The sequence below is a fragment of the Dryocola baronae genome (genome assembly GCF_051297175.1).
Lineage (GTDB): Bacteria > Pseudomonadota > Gammaproteobacteria > Enterobacterales > Enterobacteriaceae > Dryocola.
This window is the reverse complement of record NZ_JBINNY010000001.1, coordinates 1750679-1775789: the sequence shown is the minus strand read 5'-3', so window position 1 is coordinate 1775789 and position 25111 is coordinate 1750679. Positions and strand designations below refer to the sequence as shown.

The 25111-nt window shown below is 46.0% G+C and carries 24 protein-coding genes; 3 read left to right on the top strand and 21 right to left on the bottom strand.

Annotated elements, in window-relative coordinates; all coding sequences use genetic code 11:
• The first annotated feature begins 5 nt into the window (after positions 1 to 5).
• From hisA to hisIE, 3 genes are read left to right on the top strand one after another with little or no spacing between them, the layout of a single operon-like run.
• Positions 6 to 743, top strand: coding sequence for a 1-(5-phosphoribosyl)-5-[(5-phosphoribosylamino)methylideneamino]imidazole-4-carboxamide isomerase (gene hisA / locus ACSPHG_RS08250; RefSeq protein WP_435953002.1), 738 nt, complete (start codon positions 6 to 8; stop codon positions 741 to 743).
• Positions 725 to 1501, top strand: coding sequence for an imidazole glycerol phosphate synthase subunit HisF (gene hisF / locus ACSPHG_RS08245; RefSeq protein ID WP_435953001.1), 777 nt, complete (start codon positions 725 to 727; stop codon positions 1499 to 1501). Before hisA ends, hisF begins: the two co-directional genes overlap by 19 nt.
• Complete coding sequence (hisIE, locus tag ACSPHG_RS08240; RefSeq protein WP_435953000.1) at positions 1495 to 2106, top strand: bifunctional phosphoribosyl-AMP cyclohydrolase/phosphoribosyl-ATP diphosphatase HisIE; 612 nt, start codon at positions 1495 to 1497, stop codon at positions 2104 to 2106. The genes hisF and hisIE overlap by 7 nt, the downstream gene beginning before the upstream one ends.
• 56 nt (positions 2107 to 2162) lie before the next feature.
• Here hisIE and wzzB read toward each other — a convergent pair whose 3' ends face one another.
• The 21 genes from wzzB to wcaJ form a co-directional block, all read right to left on the bottom strand.
• Positions 2163 to 3149: an LPS O-antigen chain length determinant protein WzzB gene (gene wzzB, locus ACSPHG_RS08235; protein WP_435952999.1), complete on the bottom strand. Its 987-nt coding sequence runs from the start codon at positions 3147 to 3149 to the stop codon at positions 2163 to 2165.
• Positions 3150 to 3328: 179 nt separating this feature from the next.
• On the bottom strand, positions 3329 to 3877 hold the full coding sequence (gene rfbC / locus ACSPHG_RS08230; protein ID WP_435952998.1) for a dTDP-4-dehydrorhamnose 3,5-epimerase: 549 nt from the start codon (positions 3875 to 3877) through the stop codon (positions 3329 to 3331).
• Complete coding sequence (rfbA, locus tag ACSPHG_RS08225; RefSeq protein WP_435952997.1) at positions 3874 to 4758, bottom strand: glucose-1-phosphate thymidylyltransferase RfbA; 885 nt, start codon at positions 4756 to 4758, stop codon at positions 3874 to 3876. The genes rfbC and rfbA overlap by 4 nt, the downstream gene beginning before the upstream one ends.
• 60 nt (positions 4759 to 4818) lie before the next feature.
• A complete protein-coding gene (gene rfbD, locus ACSPHG_RS08220) occupies positions 4819 to 5709 on the bottom strand; it encodes a dTDP-4-dehydrorhamnose reductase (RefSeq protein ID WP_435952996.1) in 891 nt (296 codons plus the stop codon).
• Complete coding sequence (rfbB, locus tag ACSPHG_RS08215) at positions 5706 to 6791, bottom strand: dTDP-glucose 4,6-dehydratase (RefSeq protein ID WP_435952995.1); 1086 nt, start codon at positions 6789 to 6791, stop codon at positions 5706 to 5708. The genes rfbD and rfbB overlap by 4 nt, the downstream gene beginning before the upstream one ends.
• Positions 6792 to 7002: 211 nt before the next feature.
• On the bottom strand, positions 7003 to 8415 hold the full coding sequence (gnd, locus tag ACSPHG_RS08210; RefSeq protein ID WP_435952994.1) for an NADP-dependent phosphogluconate dehydrogenase: 1413 nt from the start codon (positions 8413 to 8415) through the stop codon (positions 7003 to 7005).
• Between the two features lie 106 nt (positions 8416 to 8521).
• A complete protein-coding gene (locus ACSPHG_RS08205) occupies positions 8522 to 9559 on the bottom strand; it encodes an acyltransferase family protein (protein ID WP_435952993.1) in 1038 nt (345 codons plus the stop codon).
• Entirely contained in the window at positions 9559 to 10386 is an 828-nt protein-coding gene (locus ACSPHG_RS08200) for a glycosyltransferase (protein WP_435952992.1), read from the bottom strand. The genes ACSPHG_RS08205 and ACSPHG_RS08200 overlap by 1 nt, the downstream gene beginning before the upstream one ends.
• A gap of 3 nt (positions 10387 to 10389) precedes the next feature.
• Positions 10390 to 11229: a beta-1,6-N-acetylglucosaminyltransferase gene (locus ACSPHG_RS08195; RefSeq protein WP_435952991.1), complete on the bottom strand. Its 840-nt coding sequence runs from the start codon at positions 11227 to 11229 to the stop codon at positions 10390 to 10392.
• A complete protein-coding gene (locus ACSPHG_RS08190) occupies positions 11230 to 12456 on the bottom strand; it encodes an EpsG family protein (RefSeq protein WP_435952990.1) in 1227 nt (408 codons plus the stop codon).
• Positions 12440 to 13657, bottom strand: a complete 1218-nt coding sequence (locus tag ACSPHG_RS08185; protein ID WP_435952989.1) for an oligosaccharide flippase family protein — start codon at positions 13655 to 13657, stop codon at positions 12440 to 12442. The genes ACSPHG_RS08190 and ACSPHG_RS08185 overlap by 17 nt, the downstream gene beginning before the upstream one ends.
• A complete protein-coding gene (locus tag ACSPHG_RS08180) occupies positions 13654 to 14190 on the bottom strand; it encodes a capsular polysaccharide export protein, LipB/KpsS family (protein ID WP_435955973.1) in 537 nt (178 codons plus the stop codon). Before ACSPHG_RS08180 ends, ACSPHG_RS08185 begins: the two co-directional genes overlap by 4 nt.
• A gap of 34 nt (positions 14191 to 14224) precedes the next feature.
• Positions 14225 to 14911, bottom strand: coding sequence for a hypothetical protein (locus ACSPHG_RS08175; protein ID WP_435952988.1), 687 nt, complete (start codon positions 14909 to 14911; stop codon positions 14225 to 14227).
• Positions 14911 to 15684 carry a glycosyltransferase family 2 protein gene (locus ACSPHG_RS08170; protein WP_435952987.1) on the bottom strand — a complete coding sequence of 258 codons (774 nt, stop codon included), beginning with the start codon at positions 15682 to 15684 and terminating at the stop codon, positions 14911 to 14913. The genes ACSPHG_RS08175 and ACSPHG_RS08170 overlap by 1 nt, the downstream gene beginning before the upstream one ends.
• 248 nt (positions 15685 to 15932) lie before the next feature.
• Positions 15933 to 16829 (bottom strand): UTP--glucose-1-phosphate uridylyltransferase GalF, encoded by an 897-nt coding sequence (gene galF / locus ACSPHG_RS08165; protein WP_435952986.1) that lies wholly within the window; start codon positions 16827 to 16829, stop codon positions 15933 to 15935.
• A 192-nt stretch (positions 16830 to 17021) separates the two neighbouring features.
• Complete coding sequence (locus ACSPHG_RS08160; protein WP_435952985.1) at positions 17022 to 18017, bottom strand: NAD-dependent epimerase/dehydratase family protein; 996 nt, start codon at positions 18015 to 18017, stop codon at positions 17022 to 17024.
• Positions 18018 to 18247: 230 nt separating this feature from the next.
• On the bottom strand, positions 18248 to 19675 hold the full coding sequence (wcaM, locus tag ACSPHG_RS08155; RefSeq protein WP_435952984.1) for a colanic acid biosynthesis protein WcaM: 1428 nt from the start codon (positions 19673 to 19675) through the stop codon (positions 18248 to 18250).
• 29 nt (positions 19676 to 19704) lie between these two features.
• Positions 19705 to 20925: a colanic acid biosynthesis glycosyltransferase WcaL gene (gene wcaL, locus ACSPHG_RS08150; RefSeq protein WP_435952983.1), complete on the bottom strand. Its 1221-nt coding sequence runs from the start codon at positions 20923 to 20925 to the stop codon at positions 19705 to 19707.
• Positions 20922 to 22202 carry a colanic acid biosynthesis pyruvyl transferase WcaK gene (gene wcaK / locus ACSPHG_RS08145; RefSeq protein ID WP_435952982.1) on the bottom strand — a complete coding sequence of 427 codons (1281 nt, stop codon included), beginning with the start codon at positions 22200 to 22202 and terminating at the stop codon, positions 20922 to 20924. Before wcaK ends, wcaL begins: the two co-directional genes overlap by 4 nt.
• Before the next feature lie 24 nt (positions 22203 to 22226).
• Positions 22227 to 23705 carry an MOP flippase family protein gene (locus tag ACSPHG_RS08140; RefSeq protein WP_435952981.1) on the bottom strand — a complete coding sequence of 493 codons (1479 nt, stop codon included), beginning with the start codon at positions 23703 to 23705 and terminating at the stop codon, positions 22227 to 22229.
• Positions 23706 to 23716: 11 nt separating this feature from the next.
• Positions 23717 to 25111 carry an undecaprenyl-phosphate glucose phosphotransferase gene (gene wcaJ / locus ACSPHG_RS08135; RefSeq protein WP_435952980.1) on the bottom strand — a complete coding sequence of 465 codons (1395 nt, stop codon included), beginning with the start codon at positions 25109 to 25111 and terminating at the stop codon, positions 23717 to 23719.

The following is a 25111-nucleotide window of genomic DNA, read 5'->3' as shown; positions in this document are numbered from 1 at the left end:
GCACGATGATTATTCCCGCTCTCGATTTAATTGACGGCATGGTAGTGCGGCTCCATCAGGGAGATTATGGAAAGCAGCGCGACTACGGCAGCGACCCGCTCCCACGCCTGCAGGATTATGAGGCGCAGGGCGCGCAGGTGCTGCATCTGGTTGACTTAACCGGCGCAAAAGATCCGGCTAAACGCCAGATCGCGCTGATTAAAACGCTGGTTGCTGGCGTTTCAGTCCCGGTTCAGGTCGGCGGCGGCGTGCGCACCGAAGAGGACGTGGCGGCGCTGCTTGAGGCTGGGGTTGCGCGCGTGGTGGTGGGTTCGACGGCCGTGAAATCACCGGAGGAAGTGAAAGGTTGGTTCAGACGCTTTGGCGCTGATGCCCTCGTGCTGGCACTCGACGTGCGCATTGATGAACAGGGCAAAAAACAGGTGGCGGTCAGCGGCTGGCAGGAAAATTCCGGCGTTTCGCTTGAAGAGCTGGTCGAAATCTATCTGCCCGTGGGCCTGAAGCACGTGCTGTGTACGGATATCTCCCGTGACGGCACGCTCGCCGGTTCTAACGTTTCATTATATGAAGAAGTTTGCGCGAAATATCCGCAGGTAGATTTTCAGTCGTCGGGCGGGATTGGCGACATCAACGACATCGCCGCCCTGCGCGGTACGGGCGTGCGCGGCGTAATCGTCGGGCGGGCTTTGCTGGAAGGTAAATTTAACGTAGCGGAGGCGATTTCATGCTGGCAAAACGGATAATCCCCTGCCTGGACGTGCGTGACGGCCAGGTCGTGAAAGGCGTTCAGTTCCGCAATCACGAAATCATCGGCGACATCGTTCCCCTCGCCCAGCGCTATGCGCGGGAAGGTGCCGACGAGCTGGTGTTTTACGATATTACCGCCTCCAGCGACGGCCGTGTGGTGGACAAGAGCTGGGTGTCACGCGTTGCGGAAGTCATCGACATTCCGTTCTGCGTCGCCGGTGGCATCAGGTCCGTAGAGGACGCGGCAAAAATTCTGTCGTTTGGCGCGGACAAAATTTCCATTAACTCCCCGGCGTTGGCCGACCCCGAGCTGATTACGCGCCTGGCCGATCGCTTCGGCGTGCAGTGCATCGTCGTCGGTATCGATACGTGGTTTGACCATGAAACCGGGAAATACCACGTAAACCAGTACACCGGCGATGAAAGCCGAACGCGCGTTACGCAGTGGGAAACCCTGGACTGGGTGCAGGAAGTGCAAAAGCGCGGCGCGGGGGAAATCGTGCTGAACATGATGAACCAGGACGGCGTGCGCAGCGGCTACGATTTGGAACAGCTTCGCAAAGTACGCGAAGTTTGCCACGTGCCGCTGATTGCTTCCGGTGGCGCGGGCACCATGGAACACTTCCTCGAAGCCTTCCGTGACGCGGACGTTGACGGCGCGCTGGCGGCTTCGGTGTTCCATAAGCAGATTATTAATATTGGCGAGCTAAAAACTTATCTGGCCCAATTCGGCGTGGAGATTAGATTGTGTTAACAGAACAACAGCGCGGCCAGCTTGACTGGGAAAAAACCGACGGCCTGATGCCGGTCATCGTCCAGCACGCCGTTTCAGGCGAGGTGTTAATGCTGGGCTATATGAATCCTGAGGCGCTGGCGCAGACCGAACAAAGCGGCAAAGTGACGTTTTACTCGCGCACCAGGCAACGCCTGTGGACGAAAGGCGAAACCTCCGGCAACTTTCTCAACGTGGTCAGCATCACGCCTGACTGCGATAACGATACCCTGCTGGTGCTGGCAAACCCGATCGGTGCGACCTGCCACCTCGGCAATTCAAGCTGCTTCGCCCCGGCTAAACATGACTGGCATTTCCTGTACGAGCTGGAACAGCTGCTGGCGTCGCGTAAAACCGCCGACCCGGAAAGTTCGTACACGGCAAAACTCTACGCCAGCGGCACCAAACGCATCGCACAGAAGGTTGGCGAAGAAGGCGTGGAAACCGCTCTCGCGGCAACGGTGAACGACCGCTTGGAGCTGACAAACGAGGCGTCGGATTTGGTCTATCACCTGCTGGTGCTGTTGCAGGATCAGGATTTGGATCTAAGCGCGGTTATTGAGAATTTGCGCGCGCGGCATAAGTAGGTTGGTTTAGATGTGAAAAAGGCCGCTTTCGCGGCCTTTTTGTTCAATTAGATGGGTCAAACGGTTGTCTTGTAATTGCGAATCGCATTACGTCCTAACACTACGCCTGCACCAATCATCCCGCCCAGCAATGCCGCCAGAATCAGGGTTATCCCACGCTTTGGACTATCCCGGTGGATAGGCAGAGTCGGTTTCATAACATAACGATAGGCATGAATGGTTTTTGGGTCGACCTTCAGGTTCTTGATATCAAGCAGGTTCTGCTTGGTCTGATAGTACGCGCCAGAGTAAACCAGCGGACGAGTCGCCTCATTCTTAATCATTGAAGTCAGCGCTTCGCTACCCAATAAGAACAGCGTGTCCTGAGTAACGTCCGTACCCTGTTGTATCTGCGGAGAAGCAACTTTTGCTTCGGTAGCAAATTTGAGAGCTTCACTGATTTGCTTCACGCGCAGTTCCTTTTGTTCCTGCGCGACGACTTCCTGAGTTTGCAGTGAATCTTCAAGGGTTTTGATCTGCAGCTTGATGCTATCGTTAAGATCGACGCCTAACTCTTCACCAATTTGTTCATCAACTTGCTGAATATACTGGGCGATTTTTGTTTTTGCTTCTTCTGCGGATGCACCAATGTAGGAGATTTTCAACGGCAGCGACTGGCCTTTAACCGCAGGCTCAATGTCCAGTTTCTCAGGCTGTTCCAGATTATCCAGAGTTTCCGAGAGCGCCGACATGGCCGAGCTAAAACGACCGACAACACGATTTTGTACGTCTGTGATATTCGGCGCCGCGTTGCCATAGATGACGTTAAGGGCATTGTTGTAGGTTGCAATTTGAGCAGCATCTGGCTGAGTAATAACCGCTGTTGAGGTCCATTTCTCTTTAGCGACGAAAAGATAGATTACGGCAAGAAGGATAGCGAGTAGCGTGAAAGCGACGATCGTCACCTTCCCCTTCCAAATCTGTATAAAAAGATCAATCAAATCAATTTGTTCTGAATTACTTCCAATGTGGTTCTGCGTCACATTATTGTTATGTTGATTCATGATTACCCTAAGAAAAATTGTTCACACTGAACTTGCATTCGCACGCAGCAATTATAGTTACGAAAGTGAAAAATATCTCAGTGAAAACTGACTATCTTTATAAGAATGTCCCGAAAGCCTTAACACGATGAAGAATGAACAAAAAGTAAGCTAATTTAGGTGTAACCTATCAGCATTAATCATTCTGGTAATGAACATACATCCAACGGATGCGCCACCGCATCTTTTGCCGATAATGATGGCATGCCTGATATTGGCCAATGTATACCCAGCGTTTCATCACTCCAAAGGATGCAGCCTTCGTAAGAAGGAACATAATAATTTGTCGCTTTATAAAGTATCTCGCTCGAATCGCTCAGTGTCAAAAAACCATGAGCGAAACCTTCAGGTACCCACAATTGACGTTTATTTTCAGCAGAAAGGTTTACCCCTACCCACCGAGAAAATGTCGGTGAATCCTTACGAATATCAACAGCGACATCAAAAACTTCCCCTGCTGTACAGCGGACGAGCTTCCCTTGCGCATAGGGTGGAGATTGATAATGCAAACCTCGCAATACACCTAACGAAGATTTTGAATGGTTATCCTGGACGAAATCAACACTAAATCCAACGGCATCTTCAAAGTTTATTTTACTGAAACTTTCAAAGAAAAAACCTCGATCATCACCAAATACCCTAGGTTCGAAAATAAGGACACCGGGTATTTCGGTTTTTATAACTTTCATTTCAAATAACCTTTAATCATTTTTAGCAAATATTTTCCGTAATCATTTTTTTCTAGGGGCTCTGCCAGCTTTCTTATTTGGCCTGCATCAATGAAGCCTTTACGAAATGCAATTTCCTCCGGGCATGATACTTTTAGGCCCTGACGCAGTTCAATAGTCTGAATAAAATTGCTCGCTTCAATCAGGCTTTGATGTGTTCCGGTATCTAACCAGGCATATCCACGCCCCATCATTGCAACAGACATGCGCCCCTGCTTCATATAGATACGGTTAATATCTGTTATTTCTAACTCACCGCGTGCAGAAGGTTTAAGGTTCTTAGCCATCTCAATAACTGAGTTGTCGTAAAAATAGAGGCCGGTTACCGCATAATTACTCTTCGGTTCAATTGGTTTTTCTTCAAGCGATATCGCTAGCCCCTCTTTATCAAATTCTACAACACCGTAGCGTTCTGGATCGGTAACATGATAGGCAAAGACGGTCGCTCCGGACTGTTTAGTCACTGCTTTTTCGAGCTGTTTTTGTAGGTCATGGCCATAAAAGATATTATCCCCCAATACCAGTGCACAATCATCGTTACCAATAAATTCTTCACCAAGAATAAATGCCTGAGCCAGACCATCTGGACTCGGCTGGACCTTGTAATGGAAATTTAAACCCCACTGGCTTCCATCCCCGAGCAACTGTTCAAAGCGCGACGTGTCCTGCGGTGTACTGATGATCAGTATGTCGCGAATTCCCGCCAGCATTAATGTGCTAATAGGGTAATAGATCATCGGTTTGTCATAAATTGGCAGCAGTTGCTTGCTCACTGCCATGGTGACCGGGTAAAGACGAGTTCCTGACCCACCGGCGAGAATAATTCCTTTACGAGAAGTCATATTTAATCTCTCAGCTCAAACATCCTGAAAATAGGATATTAGTTATTTATTATCATGCAGTTACTGTTCAAATAGTTCTGCAAGCATACGTTTAACACCCACCTCCCACGACGGTAACTTCAATCCGAATGTTGCCTGGAATTTCGTCGTATCCATTCTGGAATTACCGGGGCGACGAGCAGGGCTCGGATAGGCAGTTGTGGGAACAGGCTTAACATTAGTAACTGCCAGAGGTAAACCTGCTTTTTTAGCCTCCGCTATAACAAGGTTTACATAATCAAACCAAGTTGTCGTGCCTGAAGCCACCAGATGATATAACCCTGCTACTTCAGGCGATCTCGATGCGTGAATGATCGCATGGGCAGTACAATCTGCCAGTAATTCAGCCCCTGTTGGCGCCCCAAACTGATCATTAATGACCGCTAGCTCTTCGCGATCTTTTGCCAGTCGCAGCATTGTTTTGGCAAAGTTATTTCCCCTGCTAGCGTATACCCAGCTGGTACGAAATATAAGATGCTTTTCGCAATACGTCTGTATAGCAACTTCACCAGCCAGTTTTGTTTGCCCATAAACATTCAGAGGAGACGGACTATCTGTTTCGCGCCAGGGCATTGCGCAATCGCCTGAAAATACATAGTCGGTGGAGTAATGTACCAGCCAGGCATTTAATTTCGCAGCTTCTTTCGCGATAATTTCAACGCTGGTTGCATTCACCTGGAGAGCAAAATCACGTTCGCTTTCAGCTTTATCTACCGCAGTATGGGCGGCAGCGTTAACAATAATGTCAGGCTGAACCTGTCGTATTGTTTCAGTAATATCATGGGAATTGCTAAAATCACCACAGTGATCCGTTGAATCTACATCCACCGCAGTCAGGTTGCCGAGTGGCGCAAGCGAACGTTGTAATTCCCAACCTAACTGGCCATTTTTACCAAATAAAAGAATATTCATTTTCGCTCATCATAGTTTTTTTCAAGCCAGGCTTTATAAGCGCCGCTCTTGATATTTTCGACCCACCGTTGATTAGCAAGATACCACTCCACTGTTTTACGAATACCGCTTTCAAAAGTTTCCTGCGGTTGCCAGTGTAATTCTTTGCTAATTTTACCGGCATCAATGGCATAACGCCGATCGTGACCAGGCCTATCGGCAACATAAATTATTTGCTCGCGATAAGAAGTCTCTTTTGGGATCATCTGGTCGAGAAGGTCACAAATAGCGAGCACGACGTCGAGGTTTTTCTTTTCATTATTACCCCCGATATTATAGGTTTCACCGACCTTCCCTCGAGTTACCACGATATATAACGCACAAGCATGGTCTGCAACATACAGCCAGTCACGAATCTGATCGCCTCGGCCGTACACAGGCAAAGTCTTTCCTTCAATAGCGTTGAGAATCACTAAAGGGATCAGCTTTTCTGGGAAATGATATGGGCCATAATTATTAGAACAATTAGTTACAATACAAGGTAGTCCATAGGTACGCATCCAAGCTCTGACCAGATGGTCACTGGACGCTTTGGAAGCGGAATAGGGGCTGCTGGGCGCATAAGCTGTGCTTTCAGTGAATAAAGGCAAACTGGCATTTTCCGCAAGCTCATCGGGATGCGGCAAGTCGCCATACACTTCATCAGTAGAAATATGATGAAAAATAAATGCAGCTTTACGCATTTCTGATAGTTGAGACCAGTAAGCGCGCGCTGCTTCGAGTAGCGTATAGGTGCCCACAATATTAGTTTCGATAAATTCAGCAGGACCAGTTATAGAGCGATCGACATGGCTTTCTGCCGCCAAATGCATTACCGCATCTGGCTCATGCTGAGCAAAAATCTTATCTAAAGCACTCCGGTCGCAGATATCTGCATGCACAAACCGGTAGCGATCGCTGTCAGAGACATCCTCCAAAGATTCCAGATTGCCCGCATAGGTTAATTTATCAACATTAACAACGCTGTCCTGTGTGTTATTTATGATATGCCGAATAACTGCAGATCCAATAAAACCGGCGCCACCGGTAACAAGAATTTTCACAAAGGATTCTCTCTAATTATGTGATATTCAACTCATAACAGATTAACTAAGGCTCTTTGCGCCCTGATTGTAATCAGCCAATAAACGTCTTTTTGATAGAAACAAAATGCGCTTTAAAGCAAATTTTACACATCCATCCAAACGAAAAAACCAGTGGGGAAACATCACCACTGGTTCATTAAAAGTCGAGCGGCTTAGCCAACCCTGGTTATTACTTTTCCATCCACTCGGTATGGAATACGCCTTCTTTATCGGTACGCTTATAGGTATGCGCACCAAAGTAATCACGCTGTGCCTGAATCAAGTTCGCAGGCAGAACCGCTGAGCGGTAGCTATCGTAGTAAGAGATAGCCGCAGAGAAAGTCGGCGTTGGAATACCGTTCTGTACCGCATAAGAAACTACGTCACGAAGTGCCTGCTGATACTCGTCGGCAATCTTCTTGAAGTAAGGTGCTAACAGCAGGTTCGCAATCGCCGGGTTTTCAGCATAGGCGTCGGTAATCTTCTGCAAGAACTGGGCGCGGATGATACAGCCCGCACGGAAGATTTTTGCAATCTCACCGTAGTTAAGATCCCAGTTATTTTCTTCTGATGCTGCACGCAGCTGAGAAAAGCCCTGCGCGTAAGATACGATTTTACCGAGGTACAGAGCACGACGAACTTTTTCAGCAAACTCAGTTTTGTCGCCTGCAAAGGCTTTAGCCTGGGGACCGCTCAGTACTTTAGATGCAGCCACACGCTGCTCTTTCAAAGAGGAGATATAGCGCGCGAATACAGATTCAGTGATAAGGGAAAGCGGTTCACCCAGATCCAACGAGCTCTGGCTAGTCCACTTACCGGTGCCTTTGTTCGCAGCTTCATCCAGAATCACATCAACCAGATATTTTCCGTCTTCGTCTTTCTTAGTGAAGATGTCCTTGGTGATATCGATGAGGTAACTGCTTAGCTCGCCCTTGTTCCACTCGGTGAAGGTTGTTGCCAGCTCTTCATTGGACAGGTTCAGGCCGTTCTTCAGCAGGGAGTAAGCTTCAGCGATTAACTGCATATCGCCGTATTCGATACCGTTATGAACCATCTTCACATAGTGGCCAGCACCATCGGCACCGATGTAGGTCACGCAAGGTTCGCCATCTTCAGCAACCGCTGCGATTTGCTTGAGGATTGGGGCTACCAGCTCGTAAGCCGCTTTCTGGCCGCCAGGCATGATTGATGGGCCTTTCAGCGCACCCTCTTCACCACCTGAAACGCCGGTACCGATGAAGTTAAAGCCTTCAGCAGACAATTCACGGTTACGACGAATAGTATCCAGGAAGAAAGTGTTACCGCCGTCAATCAGAATATCGCCTTTATCGAGATAAGGCTTCAGGGAATCGATGGTTTTGTCCGTGGCTTCACCAGCCTTCACCATCAACAGGATACGGCGAGGAGTTTCCAGGGATTCCACGAACTCTTGTACCGTGTAGTAAGGAACCAGCTTCTTGCCCGGGTTCTCAGCGATAACTTCTTCAGTCTTATCGCCTGAGCGGTTGAACACGGAAACGGTATAGCCACGGCTTTCGATGTTCAGCGCCAGATTGCGCCCCATCACGGCCATACCAACGACGCCGATCTGCTGTTTGGACATTACATACTCCTGTCAGGTGTGGTCACCGCGCGAGGTATGCGCGGTTTGAAATGTGGCTTGGATGTTAACTCAGAAAGTATATTCGTGCATATGATAAAATAAGTAATTATGACAAAGTTGTCTTTATAAAGGTGGTGAGTTTTTTTTCAACTAGTGAATGAATCATACATCCGACTAAAATTGCAAATAAAACCCAAAGTAAACCAGCTAACGCGCCAAACTTTATGACATGCCAACTAGATGAATTAAAAAGGATATGACTTAGATAAATACTGTATGATGCACTACCAAGGTAAACGAATACTTTCTTAAACACACCATCACGAAATTCATAATGAATTAGAAGATAACAGCATAGTGAGGATGCAATCACAAAAGTTAATTTTTCCGCATAAATTCGAGGTAGAAGCATTAACCCCAAAACTATAATCACTATATATAAAACTGAATAATCTCTAATCATTTGTGTCGGTTTCGGAGCCAAAAACAAAACACACCCCAACCCAAAGCAAAGATTTATGAAATCCGAAATTATATACGGCCAATAAACCCATTTATGGCGCACAGGCTCGAACAGGGAATTTATAATCAAAAAACTCAAAAATAAAAAAACAACAATCACATAAGGAATATTTTTTATCTTTACAAACCTTAGAAGCAAAGCAAAGACAACATAAAAATACAGCTCATAAACTAAACTCCATGCAGTAGCTAATGGCATAGCAAAACCGCCACCTTGTTCAAAAGGAGGGAAAAGAGTAAAAACACTAATGTAGTCATAAACAGTCTTTGGATAGTAATTTAGGTTTATAATCCAACCATCTGATGCTCGAGTCAATGAGAAAACAAGCAATGCCAGGCCAGTAATGGTTATATACAAAGGATATATTCTAATAATTCTATCTTTCAAAAACGAGATACTGCCTCTTATTTTCATGCTGCATGACAACATCATTACATAACCACTAATACAGAAGAAAAAATAGACCGAAAAATCCCCCAAAAAAGACAAATTAATATATTTTAAAATAGTACTCTCTGGATTTATAGATTTAAGCTGTGGAGTGAGAAGGTGAGAAAAGGCGACAATGCAGGCGGCAACTCCCCGTCCTATTTGGATACTAGAATTCTGGTTATTATTCATCACTTTGAACTAACCTTGCATCTCAGATAACCGTAAACTTTCAATAAAACACTTGCAGGAAGTAATCTGGTAACTGTACGAACGGTAAAAATAAACATAGCATGTGCAACACTATCCATCTTCAGCTTCAATTTCAAGCACATCAGTTTAAATTCACTTTTTATATAATCATAACCTCTTCGCCTCTTCATCATATTGTTCCCCGCCCTTACATTAACTAGTATGTCGGGTAAATTGGCAACTAAGCCTCCTGAAGCGATGACTCTGAGCCATAGATTATAATCTTCCATATAAAGATGATGCTGATACCCACCTAAAGACATAATAACATTTTTTCTAAACATCACAGTCATATGATTAAATGGGTTTCGCTTGATGCTGTGATTTCTAATTGCATCTTTACTACATGGAACCAATCGCTGCCCTAAAGAGTAACTCATTGTTTCATCGTACTCTTCGATTCCTGTACCCAAAAGCACTGTATCAGGATTCATTTCCATATAAGCTAATTGCTTTTCGAAACGATCGTTTCGGCAGGCATCATCAGTATCCATTCTTGCAATTAGATCATTACTACACGCGTTTAACCCCTCATTCAGTGCAACACCCAGCCCAACATTTTTCGCTAATTTAACTACCTTTAGATTATAGTCACGGACATATTTTTCGATTACATTATATAGATCGTCTGTCAGTACACCATCTTCAACCAAAATAACTTCTTGAGGTATGATAGAATTATTATAAACACTTGCCAGTGCTCGTTCCAGATATAACGGATTCTCACGATAATATACAGACATCAGGACAGATATACTTTCAAACATACGTTATTTGCAACCATTCAATTGATTAATCATATCGACTTCGTGCACTTTCCTAACGAACCAATACTCTGAGTTAAAGTCACGTCTAAGCATATTTATTTTATCTTCATCTAAGTAATTCGGACTCGATGCTCCGTCTTCAAAAAAGATATATCTTTTGTTATTATCAGCAATGTCAGCATTATCAAATTTACGAACAAGCATTTGAATTGCGTGTTCATCAGAGCAAGTGACACTCGAAAATTTATTAAAAAAATCTTGATTTTGATACACATGCACTATCTTTTGGCACAGTTCGCGATTAATGGAAAACCATTGTGAGCCATAAAATATATCGTCTGTAATGTTAGAGGTTTTTACAATATTAGAGATAAAACGTAATGTTTTTTTAATCACTCTGCCAGGAAAAGTGCGCATATGTTTGGTATCTACAAACGGTAACCACGTTCTCATCCGCCATTCATTATCAGGTCTTTTATGACTTTCAATGAAATTTACAGTCGGTGTGCATCCCCATATTTTCTCCATTTGTGAAAAAGGAATCAATGGAAAACATTCACCACTCATTAAATGATAATAGGATGCATTAGATTTTATTAGTGCCATGTGGAGTAATTTTAATGTTGCAACTATTTGGCTATACCCCCCCCAATACACAGAAACGCGATCCTCTAGAAGAAATATATTTTCACAAGATGTTTTTTTTATTTCATGAAAAATATCATCGCATTTTAAGTCCACATGAACATAAAAACTTACATCTGGGTTAAGTTTAGCCAGCAAGCTAATATAGCTGGCATTATTGTGCGTTTGTATAAGTACGGCTGTGTTGGTTTTTTTCATTTAGTTTGTATAAGTATAGAAAAGAAACTCGGATAAATTACCATTATAGAAATAGGGGTTATAATACAACGAAGTATAAAGTGAATATGATAACAACGGGAATAAAACAATGAATAAAATCATTACATAAAGATTTTTACTACCCCTATTTTTAATGTTATTCAATATTATGCATATTTGAACACTTAACAAAATGAACAGTAGCGCAACTGCAGGATAGTATAACCTTTCAACGATCTTGGATATTATAGACATTGCTGAGGCTGTTAATATAAATACACAAGAAATGCTATAATTAATGCTATACCATTTTCGTAGATGCTCATCACTAATTTTTGTGATTTTATTCGCACAAAAAACAATAGCAAATAATGCATATAATCTCAAAACAGCTACTTTACCAAAATCAGAACCACTCCACCCTTCATAAAAACTGATTTTTGACACAATATGACTTGGTAAAAAATGAGAGACCAGAGATAGTGGAGAAAAAAACATTGTCAAAAAAGATAATGTAATAACAACTATTTGGATTATCTTCAATTTTTCATGTGAGAGGATATACCCCAGCAACAACAGAAAAATAAATATTGCTCCACTATTATGGCTAACTAATGATAACAAACCAAAAATTAAGCAATATAAAAATTTCTTTTCTGACAGATATAATGCCGTCAATAGAAAAAAAGAAAATGACCATGCCTGTCGAATATAATTCCCATATAAATTCCAGTATGATAGTGATGATATTAGAAACAGGAAGTATAGAGATATTATTTTTACTGAAAGAGGATTTCCTAAATGCCGTGATAAAAAATTATAAATCGGGAGATAGGGTATAAACGAAATGATACCGACTATAAAGAAAAGTTCAAACCCACCATTTCTTGGTAGTATTGATGTAATAAAGGCAGCAACACTCCAGAAAAAGAAATCGAAGATACTATCTTTTATGCCCGGATATGTACCATTTTCCAGATTGGTTAAATATGTCACATAATCATTTCCTTCTCCATCGATTGTTTTCCCTGCCAAAATGAAAGCGATAAAAAAAATCACATAACACAAAAACAAATTTGAGATGAATTTTGTTTTGATGCATAAAGAAGGAAATACTATCAACAAAAGAATTAATGCAATATTAGGATATATCAACGAAACAGCTATAGCGAAGAAGAGACATGCATATATGGCATAATTAATACTGTCACTATTTCTTGGAGACATTTTTGAACGTCCTTTTTTTTAAGAGTATACAAGTCATAGCGAAGGCAACAATTACCTCAGTTGTCAGCAATATAATGATAGCCAAAAATAAAGAATTTTTAATATTACATAGTAAGAGAAGTGTTATGTTGGAGATAGCACCAATGCCCAGAGACATAGCAAACTCTTTGTTCAGGTTGGAGGCCAACAGATAATTTACCCCAATCATCCCACTAATAGTCATGGGAATTAAGGCCAAGAACATTATTGTCATTTCATGATAATACTGCTCAATTGCTGGAAAAAAAATGATGACGATGTTTTTACTTAAATGGAATACAAAAACGGAAAATATTGACAATGAAATTAACACCATCAATAACAATAGAAATTTTTTCTCATTAGCACTTTTCTTCCCATTGCAAAAGTACGGGTAAGTTGCCTGCTGAACAGCATAAAAGAAGGAATTAGCGGCCCTTACAAGTTTATCGCCTAATGAATAAATCCCAAGTAGTCCGGGGCTTAGCATACTAGATAAAATAACGAGAGTGAATTGCGAAAGCCCGGCACTCATAATTCGAGATAAAAAAACCAGAAAACCATTTTTGAACTGCTTATATACCAAATGGGAACTTACCTTGCATATTCTTAAATTAGTTTTCTTCAAGACATATACATTCATTTGTATTGCCGCTAGCATATTAATAAATGCATACCCCAAAAACAATATGTCTTTTGTTGTCTGTGGATAGTATTTAAGCAAAAAGAGAATGAAAATAAAATACAATACATTTAAAAACATTGTGTTGTAAATCAAATAACTCATTCTCTTTAGCCCCTGAAATATATATATAGGAACCAAAATCTGACTCATTAAAAAGACACTAATACCAATGAACGATAACAAACAATAATTTTTTATTAAGAATACTATAGCCAGCACTCCAATCATCAGAGAATAAATTATACATTTACATAACAAAACTGATGACCAGGTGATATTATGAAACTTTTTATTTTCATGCCGAGCAATTTCTCTACATGCTGTATAATCAAAACCATAATTAATGATAATTGCAGCTATAGATGAAACTGCAAAAAGTAGATTATATTGTCCATATTGTTCAATACCTAATAGTTTCAGTTGAATAGGTATTAACATTAATGGAAACACTAATGTGATCCCACGAACTACAATCATGGAGAAAATTGATTTAATCATACAATCACAGTTGCATCCGCTCTCGACAAAAACTTATTAAATTGCTCATCAGTCAGATATATTTTATTAGTGCAAAAAATATCATATTCAATCAGCCAGTCATTAATATAATACCTTAGAAAATCATCATCCTGAAAATATTGATAAAAGCTGTCACCCAAAAAATCCACGTCCTTACCACAGAGTATCGCTTCAAGCCCTACTGTAGAATTAATAACCGTGACCATTTTGGATTTCATAATCAAGCTGAATGTGTTTTCACTTGAAATATAAAAATTATATTGTTCCTTCAGTTTAATAACAGTATGCAATGCATTAATATCAAATTCAGCCGGATGGGGTTTTATAACTAACGGGATATTGTTAGCCTTGGCTTTTTGAGAAACAAGCTCTATCGCCTTTTCATTATCAATTTTGGAATGCAATTTTATTTGTGAGTCACCGAACACCTGCATTGGAAAAAAAATATAACCATCTAATTTACTTATGTCGTCACTATAAGGGGCCCACTGTTCTGCATATATTTTAGGAATCAGCTTTCTATCAGAAAATAAGTATTCTGATATTTTAAACCGCTGGTAAGAAGGTAGTTTGCAAAAAAAACTCTACTATTCCTAATCCTCGATGAATTATCCGTCGAATTTTTTTGTTTTCTGGTGCTTGCTTTATAATATGCGAGTCTTTCTTTTTATTAACATAGTCATTTCTCCACTCAGCAAGATCAAATGAACCAGCCGATTTTTTTAACGCTAAGCCTGAACATAGTAACCTATAGTATTCAGAGCTTGCATTTGAACCTTTACGATCAACAAACAATTTTCCATCAATGTTTGACAGTTCTGTAAATAATGTTTTAACTTTTTGATTGTTTTCACTGAAGCCGGTGATTGCTTTGTCAAACGCATGAAGTCCATTTCCACCAAAAACAATTATCTCTTCGTATTCTTTGTTTTTTAATGAATCTAATTCATGAAATACTGCAAAGTAAATTTCCAGTGCATCATCTTTATTTAAAAACCCAGCGATAACATCAATCGAATTCGTCACCAATTCATATTTATTAATTTTTTTTGTTTTGCACGTCTTAAGAAGATGAACATGTTTAGCCAATCCTTTTTTACAAAACCAAACATATTCACTCAAGCTAAAGCAATAAATTTTGACATCATATTTTTTATCAATAGCTTTCCGCGACAAACTTAAAAACAAGTTACGTCTTAAACCATCATGAATGAAAAAAACAATCAGTTTCATTATTTCACCATTTTTTTATACATATAGCTGGCAGTAAACCGAGCGATTAAAAACACAGAAAAAAACATGCAGTTTATTTTTTTATTCGATGATACTGACTGCATTATCAAGTGTTTAAAAAGAGAAAATCTTTTGTGCCAAACTAATGAACTTCCTCTTCCATGACCAGTGATGATATAGCAACTAACTACTCCGCCCCACTTAATACCGATACCCTTATCAGCCATGGACATATAGGATGCAATATCCTCCCCCCATTCCAATTGATTGATCAAAATGAAATTTAAGAAAAACTTTCTATTTATTAATAAACTACTATAGTTAGGCATGCCTGAATGCAGGAAATCCGTGGGTTTCTTTATTATGACACTCTTTTCTGGAATGTTTTTTTTTTGCTGTGGAACTTTAGCTATATCACAGGATATGCACGCGGTACCATAATAATAATCAGCTTCATTTTTTCTGACAAACTCACACAATCGCAAAAAATTATCGTTATATAAATAGTCATCTGCATCCAGAAAAAAAACCAGATCTGTTTCCGCTAATTTAACGCCTTCAAATCTTGCAATAGAAGGTCCTGAATTTTTACTCAACCGAGCATAAGTAATATACTTACATTCCAAGCTTTCAACAATTTTAGCTGTATCATCCTGGCTGCAATCATCTACAATTATCCATTTTACATCATCACTTAATAAGTACTTCATCCTTACATACTGGCTTTGCAAGTGCTCTGAAGCATTATAAGAAGGAGTTATAATTGTGATCATATTGTGACATCATCATTTTTTCAATGCTACCGCCCCAAGCTCAACAGCTACCTGCGGACTGATAATACTGATGCTTTGCAAGAAAACGATAACAAAGCGATTTAAATTTTAATATGTCCAAACAGATAAGTAGTTTACCTATTAATTTGGACATACGGTCTTATCATCAACTCAATAAAAATTAAAGAGGTATCCAGATAATTTCGTTTTAAGCTTCGAGATGCCTCTTTGTAACAGAATTTTATTTATCAACGAGCCAGCATCTTCTGGATGCTCTCCCGGAACTTCTGCCCTTCTTTATGGTTACGCAGGCCGTAGTTTACGAAAGCCTGCATATAACCCATTTTCTTACCGCAGTCGTAGCTTTCGCCCGTCATCAACGCGGCTTCTACCGGCTGTTTTTCGTTCAGCGCGGCAATGGCATCGGTAAGCTGGATACGGCCCCAGGCACCCGGTTCGGTTTTTTCCAGCTCCGGCCAGATGTCGGCAGACAGCACGTAGCGACCCACGGCAGCGAGGTCGGAATCAAGCGTCTGCGGCTGGTCTGGTTTTTCTACGAATTCAACGATGCGGCTCACCTGCCCCGCATTATCCAGAGATTCCTTCGTGGTGATCACGGAATAAGCGGACAAATCTTCGTTCGGCATATGCTTCGCCAGCACCTGGCTACGGCCCGTTTCGTTAAAACGCGCAACCATCGCGGCTAAATTATAGCGCAGTGGATCGGCACTTGCGTCGTCCAATACCACGTCAGGCAGAACGACGATGAAAGGATTATCGCCAACGACCGGATGCGCACACAGAATAGAGTGACCAAGGCCAAGCGGCTGCGCCTGACGAACGTTCATGATGGTCACGCCAGGAGGACAGATGGACTGCACTTCTGCCAGAAGTTGGCGCTTCACGCGCTGTTCCAGCAGGGCTTCTAGCTCGTAAGACGTGTCGAAATGGTTTTCGACCGCATTCTTGGAAGAGTGGGTCACCAGAACAATTTCTTTAATACCCGCAGCCACGATTTCATCGACGATGTATTGAATCATCGGCTTATCGACAATCGGCAACATCTCTTTTGGGATGGCTTTTGTTGCAGGCAACATGTGCATCCCAAGACCGGCCACCGGAATAACTGCTTTCAAATTAGTCATGTTCAGTCCCACCTCTTAAATGGTTGGAGGATTATAGTCTCTCGCAAGAGCATATCCATCTTAAAATGCCGATTTGATTGCCTGGACTGATAAGTCCAGAACTCTTGCAAAATTCAGCCCAAAATGTCCACTCAAAATATATCTTATGAGCGAGCGGCTGAATCAGATAACTCTCCCAAACTGGCTTTTTTGTTACTCGGAAACAAACGTGATGTCATCTTTTTTTGCCGTAACAAATTCATACTGCAAGGTACGATCGAGTCCCTGCGAAAGCGTATAGGGCGCAACAAATCCTGAACTATGAACCTTGCTCGCGTCAAATTGCGTTGTTGCACAAAACTTCTTCACACGTACAGAACTAATAGGGTATTTTTTTCCGGTAATTTTACTTAAAACGTCGAAACAAAAACCGCCGAGCATGCCTACAGCGTATGGTAAATGTACTGAAGGGATATTTTTATTGAGGCTTTTTTCAACTTCTGAAACAAGCTGATTCATATTGAGATCTGGTTTGTCGACATAATTATAAACCTGATATCCCTGCCCAACATTGTGAAGTTTATACTTGATAAATTCAACAATATTTCCAACATAAGCCATTGATTTATAGTTATTACCCGAGCCTACCATTGCAAACTTACCGCTGGCAATTTGCTTGAGTAAGTTATAAACATTGCCGCGGTTACGCTCACCAAAAATGACCGTTGGACGAATGATGGTTAGAGATCGCTCCTGCGGAGCTTCATTATGCCAGGCACGCAGTACTTCTTCAGCCTGCCATTTGCTCTTTCCATAGTGGTTGAATGGGTCGATCGGGTGGTTTTCATCAGGGTTAATTTTGTTTAAACCATAAACCGCAACGGAGCTGGTGAAAATGATGTTTTTTACACCATTTTTATCCATAGCGGCCAAAACGTTGCGCGTACCCTGAACGTTAACATCATAGTAGAGTGACGTTGGGCTAACATCATCGCGATGCTCCGCTGCGAGTAGAACGACCGTATGCTGGTCAGCAAACTGTTCATTGAGAGAACTTTGTTCACGAACATCGCCCAGAACAGTAATGTCAGGGTAGAAATGGCTAGTCTGCTTATCTAAATTTTTGATTTCGAAATCAGATTTTGCTGTCTCAATAAGTCTGGTTCCAACAAATCCTGATGCACCAACAAAAATAACCTTATCTTTCATACCAAGCCCAATGAGTAAATTTTGTCCAGTGAGTCAGACAGTTCAAAACCGTGTGAAATCAATGGCGATGTCCAGACGCTAACACTCGGTTACATCTGATTTTAAGGCAGAATTATAAACTTTTAAATCTTGATAGCCAGCATAAAAAAACCTGCCAATTTTTATACTGGACTAATATCTAAAGAACTGATTCTATGCCTTTTATTAATATTTTTAGTCGAACTTTCAGCCTATCTACGATGTAAAGGCAAACCAAAATTCAGGTTCGACGTGTTCACATGCTGATGATCGACACGGTCGATGTCCACCGAACTCTGCCCTTTTTCATTCACCGCGTGAACATTGGCAAGCGACAGCAGCGTGTCGTCTTTCGCCATAAAGCGGCCCCGCACGTCCTTGCGCAAGTCGAAGCGCAGCTTGAGCGCTGGCCCCACGCTTGCCTTCTGCATCACGTTGACATTCCTAAGGAAAAGGTGCTGCGGCTTATTGTTCAGCTCAAGCCCTGCCCCCTTCATGTTCAGGTTGGTGATGGCGACGAATGAGGTGGCGTTGCCGGACGAAATCTGGATGCCTCGCGCCTTAAGCTCCATGTTGGTATTGTCCAACGTGATGTTATTGAGGCGGAAGTTTTGCGGGATCGACAGATAGTTACCCTTGATAACGCCGTAACCTATGAGAAAGCCCGCACTATTTACCATATCGATATTATCAATCACGAAATTATCACAGCCATAAATTGCGACGGTCGCATTATCAATTCCCGCCTTCCTGCTGAAAGTATGATTAATATTGCGCGCCTTCACATTTCTGATAATAAAGTGCTTGCCGTTTTCGACGTGGACCAGCTGGCGGCAATTACTGCCGGTGATGTTCGCCACCACGAAGTTTTTCACCGCCTGGTCTTCGGGGTAGTCATTATTGTAGGTGCTGCCCGCAAGGCCGATGCCGATGCCCCAGTTAATCTTGCCGTTGGTGCAGTTGATGTTATCGATCACATGGTCGGAGATAAGCAGGTCATGGTCGTTGATCGCCACGTTCCACTCGATGGCGTCGCCCTGCAGCTGGCTGAAGCGCCCGTTGGTGATCTTGACGTTTTCCATGCGGTTGTGGAAGCCCTGCCGCAAAATGCCGTAGTTGGCGTCATGGACGGTGATATCGTCGATCGTGAGGTTGCGCATGGTGCGCTTCTCTTTTCCGCCGATGTAAATCTGCGTGACCGGCACGAAGCCGCTCATATCAATGCCCTTGATGGTGCAGTCAGACCCGCGCACATCAAGGGTGAGATTGTTAAATCTCCCGCCCTTCTCGCCAAGGATCTTACAGCCGTCCTGCATGACAAAGCGCCCCTTGCCGTTGCCCTTCAGGCCGCCCGCAACGCGCAGCGTTTTGCCTTCCGGCATAAAAATCGCGGTGTTGATGTTGTCGCACACCAAATCAACGGGCACGACAACGGTATCTGCGGCGGCAAAGGCCTGTTTGAAGGCGGCGATCCAGTCGCCTTTGTAGAACTGCTGAACGTTTACCTCGCTGCGCTGGCCGGCAGCCAAAACCGCACGAGGGAAAGCCAAAGGCACCGCGGCCAGCACCGAGCTGGCCCAAAGCAATTTGCGGCGTGATGAGGAAAACGGAAGGGTTGTGACCTGAAATCTTTTGCGCATACGTCCTCGTGAAGCTTCACTCGGTGGGTTTACAGCGTATGTAGCTGACGGGCTAAATTTTGATAGATAACTTTCTGATTGAATTCGGTTTCGACCTTCGCGCGGGCCTGCGCCAGCATCGGCTTAAGCTCGCTCTCATTGACGCGGCCAAAAGCCTGAAGCCGGTCGGCAAGGGCCACGACGTCATATTCCGGCACCAGCCAGCCGGACTCTCCGGCGTCGATAAGCTCCGGGATGCCGCTGTGTACCGTGGACACAACCGGAATGCCGACGGCCATCGCCTCCATCAGCGCCACGGGGATACCCTCCATATCGCCGTCCTCGCCGGTCACCGACGGCAGCAGGAACAGGTCAGCCTCGTCCAGCATCGCCTTCACCTCGTGGTTCGGCTTAAAGCCCGGCATAAACACCACGTCGTCTAGCTGGTTCTGCTCGATAAGCGTGCGCAGGCGGGTTTCCCACGGCCCGATGCCAAGGATGTTGTAACGAAAATCCACGCCGCGCTCTTTCAGCAGGCGGCAGGCCTCAATCGCCACGTGCAGCCCTTTTTTCTCGGTCAGGCGGGCAACGGAGATAATCTCAAGCGTTTTAGCGGGTGCTTTAACCGGGCGCAGCGAGAAGCGATCCATGTCCACGCCCATGCGCGAAACGGCAATCTTCGCCGGCGGGCAGCCCATTTTTTCCAGCCGCCCGGCCCACAGGTTGCTTATCGGCAGCATCAGGTCGCCGCGCGTAAACAGCTTCTGATATTCAGGCGTGTAGTGCGCCAGCGCCTCGCGCCCGGAAATATCGATGCCGTGGAAGACGGTGGCGATCTTGCCTTTCAGCAGGCCCAGCTCGCGCAGCTTGGCGGCGGTTACGCCTGCCGGGCCGAAGTGGGCGATGTACACGTCGGCCCGTAAAGTCTGCGAATTACGCCCGCAGATAGACGACAGGATCAGGTTGCGCGCCTCTTCACCATAGCGTTTGGCATTCAGCGCCCGCCAGGTGCGTGGCCGCAGCGAGCCGCGCAGGGTGTTCAGCGCGCGGGACTGAAGCTTCGCCACCTTCCCCTCCGGCTCGTCCATCAGCCACGTGGTTTTCTCCGCCAGCCTGTACTCTTTAAAGGCGGCGTGGGTATGGGCCAAATCGCCCTTCTGAATGGCGACAATTTCTACTTCATAGCCCATATCGATAAACGCCACGATCTGATTGAGCACGAAGGTTTCGGAGGCAACCGGGAACTTCAGCAGGAAGAAGCCAACTTTCATTTCGCCTCCTTGACCCGGCTCAGCACGGACTCAACCATGCGCAGGCCGCATTCACGCTCGGCCCGCACCGCTTTCGCTAAGCGCTCGTTTATCGCCGGGAGCTGGCCCAGCACGTCGGACACCACGCCCTGCAGCGAACCGTCCAGCAGTTGGCGAATATCAATAGCCATTTCCGGCATGCCGAGCTGCTGCATAATGCCCGCCGACTTGTGCTCGTAGTTGATGGCAATAGCCGGGGTGGCGAAGTTCATGGAGATAATCGCGGAATGCAGGCGCGTGCCCACGGTCAGCTCGCACTCGCCGAGGATTTTGCCCATCTCCAGGTCGTTCAGCTCGTCCATCACCACGTGATACTGGTCGGGATTGTTCACATACTGGCGCAGATTCAGCGCCACCATGCGGTCATCCTTGTTGTAGCTGTCGATGCCGGTGCAGGTGGACAGCGCCAGCACCTGATAGCCCTGCTCAATCACGCGATTGACCACCGCGGCAAAGGCCTGCTCGTAGGCCTGCTGCGTGGTGCCGAGCCGCTTATCAAAGGGTGCCAGCTCGCGCAAGGTAATGGCGACGGTTTTCTTCCGCCTGATGATATCCAGCCAGTGCTGCACCGCGTAGCTCGCCACAAAGCTCTCGCTGTGATGATCGACCAGCCAGGCGGTGTCCACGCCCATCTCAACCTTGCTGGTATCGATGTTGCTTTGCTTCATCAGGTCGAGGCTTACGGATTCGCGCAGGATCAGCGCCTTTGCATTGCCAAACGCGTAGCTCGCCAGATGGTTAAACTGCGGGTCCTGGAACGGCCCCACGCTGTGGCCAATCATGTACACCGGCTTTTTGGCCATGAAGCTGCACAGCGCGTGCTCGAACTGGGATACGCCGTACAGATCGACGAAGAACGAGCCGCCAACCTGGATAATCGCGTCGTACTCGTGTAGCGACTTCACAAAATCGATAAAGCCCTGCGGGATGGAAATGTTGCGCAGGCGGCCGCTGTCGGTGGCTTTCGCCATCAGCACCTGGTGCTGGTATTTACGCCTAAGCACTTTCTTCACGCGCCCCATCAGGCCGACGGCGTTATTGTGCTGCTTCATCTGCTTGTAAAGCCCGTCGCCCAGCACCGGGCGGCCCAGCAGCCACGCCGAGCTCACCGGGTAGCGGCTCATCACGTCAACCTCAACTTCTGGGTCAACGGCGGTAATGGCATCAATCAACCCGCGCAGAATGGCGCTGTCGCCGCGGTTACCGCAGGTGTGGTTGCCAAGAATCAGTAATTTCATATTATCAGGACCTCTTTGGGGTTCTTAGCTCGCGCGAAGCAGCGCTTTTAAACGATCGTTGCGACAAAACTGGCGCTTCATCTCCACCACCAGCGCGTTGCGGGATAACGCCAGCATGACGATAAACGCCAGGGCGCCTGCGGCAATCTGCACGCCGAGCAAAGCCGCGAGCGACAAATGCCCCTTTAACGCCACGCCCAGGGCAAAACTTACCACCAGCGTTGGAATGGAAAGGTAAAACGGCAGCCAGATGCTGGCGATGTACTCCCGGTAGCTGGAGCCCAGCACCGGCTTAATCATCACGAAGTAGCTCAGCACGGTATTCACCACCTGCACGAACAGGAAGCCCAGCGTCACGCCGAGCGCGCCGGCAAGATGGCCGCCGACGATAATCGCCGGAATAAACAGGCAGGTTTTAAAGACGTTGAACTTGAAGCTGATATCCACGCGCGCCTTCGCCATCAGCAGCGAGCCGATCGGGTTGCCGATGGAGCGCAGCAGGCCCACAACGCACAGCAGCTGCAAAATCGGCGTAATGAACGTCCACTTCTCGCCGAATACCAGCGGCACGAAGTTATTCGACACCACCAGCAGGCCGAGCAGCGCGGGGAAGTTGATAATGCCGACTATCGACAGCAGCTTGTAAAAGTTCACGCGCAGCTTGTCGGTATCGTCCTGAATTTTGGCAAATGCCGGGAACAGCACGCGGGTGATAATCGGGTTCAGCTTCATGGGCGGCACCACCGCCACGTTGTAGGCGAGGTTATAGCCCCCCGCCACGCCCGCGCCGAGAATACGCGCCAGCACCAGCGTGGACAGATTAGTATTCACGTAGTTAATGATGCTGTCGGCGGTCAGCCACGCGCCGAACTTAAGGTTCGAGCCAACGGACTTAAGCGAAAAGTGCAGGCCGGGGCGGTAAATCTTGCGCCCGAAGAAGCCAAACAGCGAGGTGCGCACCACCGTATTCACCAGATAGCCGATAATGGCAGTCATGGCGAACGGGTAATACATCGCCGCGCTCACCGTCACCGTAAAGCCCGCCAGCACGGAAATCGTTTCGATAGAGCCGATTTTTGAGAACTCCAGCTCCTTCTGCATCAGGGCGCGGAACTGCTGCCCGTGGGGAATGATGATAAAGGCAAACGACAGCGTTTTGATCAGCGGTGAAAGCGCCGGGGTGTGCAGCACGCCCGCGATAAAATCGCTGAGCGCAAACACCGCCGCAAACACCACCAGCCCAAGCCCGACGTTCAGCCAATAGAGCGTGGTCAGCTCGAGGTGGCTTATCTCCTTGCGCTGGATGATGGAGTTGGCGATGCCAAAATCCGACAGCGTATCCGCCAGCGCGATAATCACCAGCGACACGGTCAGCAGCCCGAACTCGGTGTTGTCAACGATGCGCGCCAGCACCGTCATCTGCACCAGCCCAAGGCCGATGATAATCACCGTAGCCATGGCCGACCACTTTGCGCCGCTGATGGTTTTTTCTCTCAGACTCATAATCGCTTCACTCAATACGCGGCTTTGTTAACAAAGCCTTTGAAAATGGTCAGGAAGACAATTTTGATGTCAAACCACAGGCTCCATTCGCGGATGTACTCCAGGTCGAACTCGACGCGCTTCTCCATCTTCTCGAGCGTATCCGTCTCGCCGCGCCAGCCGTTGATCTGCGCCCAGCCCGTAATGCCCGGCTTCACCTTGTGGCGCAGCATGTAGCCTTCGATAAGCGAACGATACTGCTCGTTGTGCGCCACGGCGTGCGGGCGCGGGCCGACTATCGACATGCCGCCCAGCAGCACGTTGATAAACTGCGGCAGTTCGTCAAGCGAGGTGCGGCGCAGGAAGTTGCCGACCGGCGTAATGCGCTTATCGCCTTTGGTGGCCTGCACCACCACCGCGTCGTTCTCCATCACCTTCATCGAGCGGAATTTCCATACCTTGATAGGCTTACCGTCCATGCCGTAGCGGGTCTGGCGGAAGATCACCGGGCCGGGGGACGTCGCCTTAACCGCGATGCTAATGCACAGCAGCACCGGGGAAATCAGCAGCAGGATCATCGATGCGAGCACGATATCCTCCAGGCGTTTCAGAATGCGGTTAATACCGTTAAGCGGCGTATCGAACAGCGGCACCACCGGCACGCCGTTCACCTCTTCGGTGCGGGCGTTAAGAATGTTGAAGGTGAACACGTCGGGGATCAGCAGCACGGAACAGGTAGTGTCCGTCAGCTCGCGCACCAGGTTTTTAATGCGCGTCTCCTCGCTCATCGCCATGGCGATATAAACGTTATCGATACGGCCAGAGCGCGCCTCTTCAACCAGTTCGGCGAAGCTCCCCGCATAGTCGCCCAAATCGGTGGCGGGCTGCATATCGTCGTAAACGCCGGTGACCTCAAAGCCTAACCATGGCTCGTTGCGGAAGCTGGTCGCAAGCTGACGCCCAACGGGAAGCGACCCGGCGATGGCCACGCGGCGCGTGTTGTAGCCCATATTGCGCAGCCAGCCCGCGCCGAAGCGGATAAGCGAACGGCAGACCACCATGCCGAAGCTGGTTAACACATACCAGGCGAAATAGACCCAGAACGAACCGTCAAAATCAGGATTGAAGGCCAGCAGACCGGCGCTGAAAATCAGGCTCAGCGTCCAGTTTTGCAGCAGCAGAAGCAGCTCGCTGGAAATCTTCACGCCGCGCCACGAGCGGTAAAAATCCGTGATCCCGCCAACCATCTGGAAGACCACGAGGGCAAGCAGAGCCATCAGCAGATGCATGTACAAAAACGGCAACGCGTTAACCTTGCACACCACCCATAACCCAACAAACATAATGGTTATGTCGGAGAAACGTTGCACCATGGAGATTAACGATGCGTTCGTTTTTGGCAGCTCGCGCTTTTTTAGATTTGTCAT

Excerpts from the sequence above, each read along its gene's own strand:
- hisA (WP_435953002.1), top strand. The coding sequence starts at position 6 with ATGATTATTCCCGCTCTCGATTTAATTGACGGCATGGTAGTGCGGCTC.
- hisF (WP_435953001.1), top strand. The coding sequence starts at position 725 with ATGCTGGCAAAACGGATAATCCCCTGCCTGGACGTGCGTGACGGCCAG.
- wzzB (WP_435952999.1), bottom strand. The coding sequence starts at position 3,149 with ATGAATCAACATAACAATAATGTGACGCAGAACCACATTGGAAGTAAT.
- rfbC (WP_435952998.1), bottom strand. The coding sequence starts at position 3,877 with ATGAAAGTTATAAAAACCGAAATACCCGGTGTCCTTATTTTCGAACCT.
- rfbA (WP_435952997.1), bottom strand. The coding sequence starts at position 4,758 with ATGACTTCTCGTAAAGGAATTATTCTCGCCGGTGGGTCAGGAACTCGT.
- rfbD (WP_435952996.1), bottom strand. The coding sequence starts at position 5,709 with ATGAATATTCTTTTATTTGGTAAAAATGGCCAGTTAGGTTGGGAATTA.
- gnd (WP_435952994.1), bottom strand. The coding sequence starts at position 8,415 with ATGTCCAAACAGCAGATCGGCGTCGTTGGTATGGCCGTGATGGGGCGC.
- ACSPHG_RS08205 (WP_435952993.1), bottom strand. The coding sequence starts at position 9,559 with ATGAATAATAACCAGAATTCTAGTATCCAAATAGGACGGGGAGTTGCC.
- ACSPHG_RS08200 (WP_435952992.1), bottom strand. The coding sequence starts at position 10,386 with ATGTTTGAAAGTATATCTGTCCTGATGTCTGTATATTATCGTGAGAAT.
- ACSPHG_RS08195 (WP_435952991.1), bottom strand. The coding sequence starts at position 11,229 with ATGAAAAAAACCAACACAGCCGTACTTATACAAACGCACAATAATGCC.
- ACSPHG_RS08190 (WP_435952990.1), bottom strand. The coding sequence starts at position 12,456 with ATGTCTCCAAGAAATAGTGACAGTATTAATTATGCCATATATGCATGT.
- ACSPHG_RS08185 (WP_435952989.1), bottom strand. The coding sequence starts at position 13,657 with ATGATTAAATCAATTTTCTCCATGATTGTAGTTCGTGGGATCACATTA.
- ACSPHG_RS08175 (WP_435952988.1), bottom strand. The coding sequence starts at position 14,911 with ATGAAACTGATTGTTTTTTTCATTCATGATGGTTTAAGACGTAACTTG.
- ACSPHG_RS08170 (WP_435952987.1), bottom strand. The coding sequence starts at position 15,684 with ATGATCACAATTATAACTCCTTCTTATAATGCTTCAGAGCACTTGCAA.
- galF (WP_435952986.1), bottom strand. The coding sequence starts at position 16,829 with ATGACTAATTTGAAAGCAGTTATTCCGGTGGCCGGTCTTGGGATGCAC.
- ACSPHG_RS08160 (WP_435952985.1), bottom strand. The coding sequence starts at position 18,017 with ATGAAAGATAAGGTTATTTTTGTTGGTGCATCAGGATTTGTTGGAACC.
- wcaM (WP_435952984.1), bottom strand. The coding sequence starts at position 19,675 with ATGCGCAAAAGATTTCAGGTCACAACCCTTCCGTTTTCCTCATCACGC.
- wcaL (WP_435952983.1), bottom strand. The coding sequence starts at position 20,925 with ATGAAAGTTGGCTTCTTCCTGCTGAAGTTCCCGGTTGCCTCCGAAACC.
- wcaK (WP_435952982.1), bottom strand. The coding sequence starts at position 22,202 with ATGAAATTACTGATTCTTGGCAACCACACCTGCGGTAACCGCGGCGAC.
- ACSPHG_RS08140 (WP_435952981.1), bottom strand. The coding sequence starts at position 23,705 with ATGAGTCTGAGAGAAAAAACCATCAGCGGCGCAAAGTGGTCGGCCATG.
- wcaJ (WP_435952980.1), bottom strand. The coding sequence starts at position 25,111 with ATGACAAATCTAAAAAAGCGCGAGCTGCCAAAAACGAACGCATCGTTA.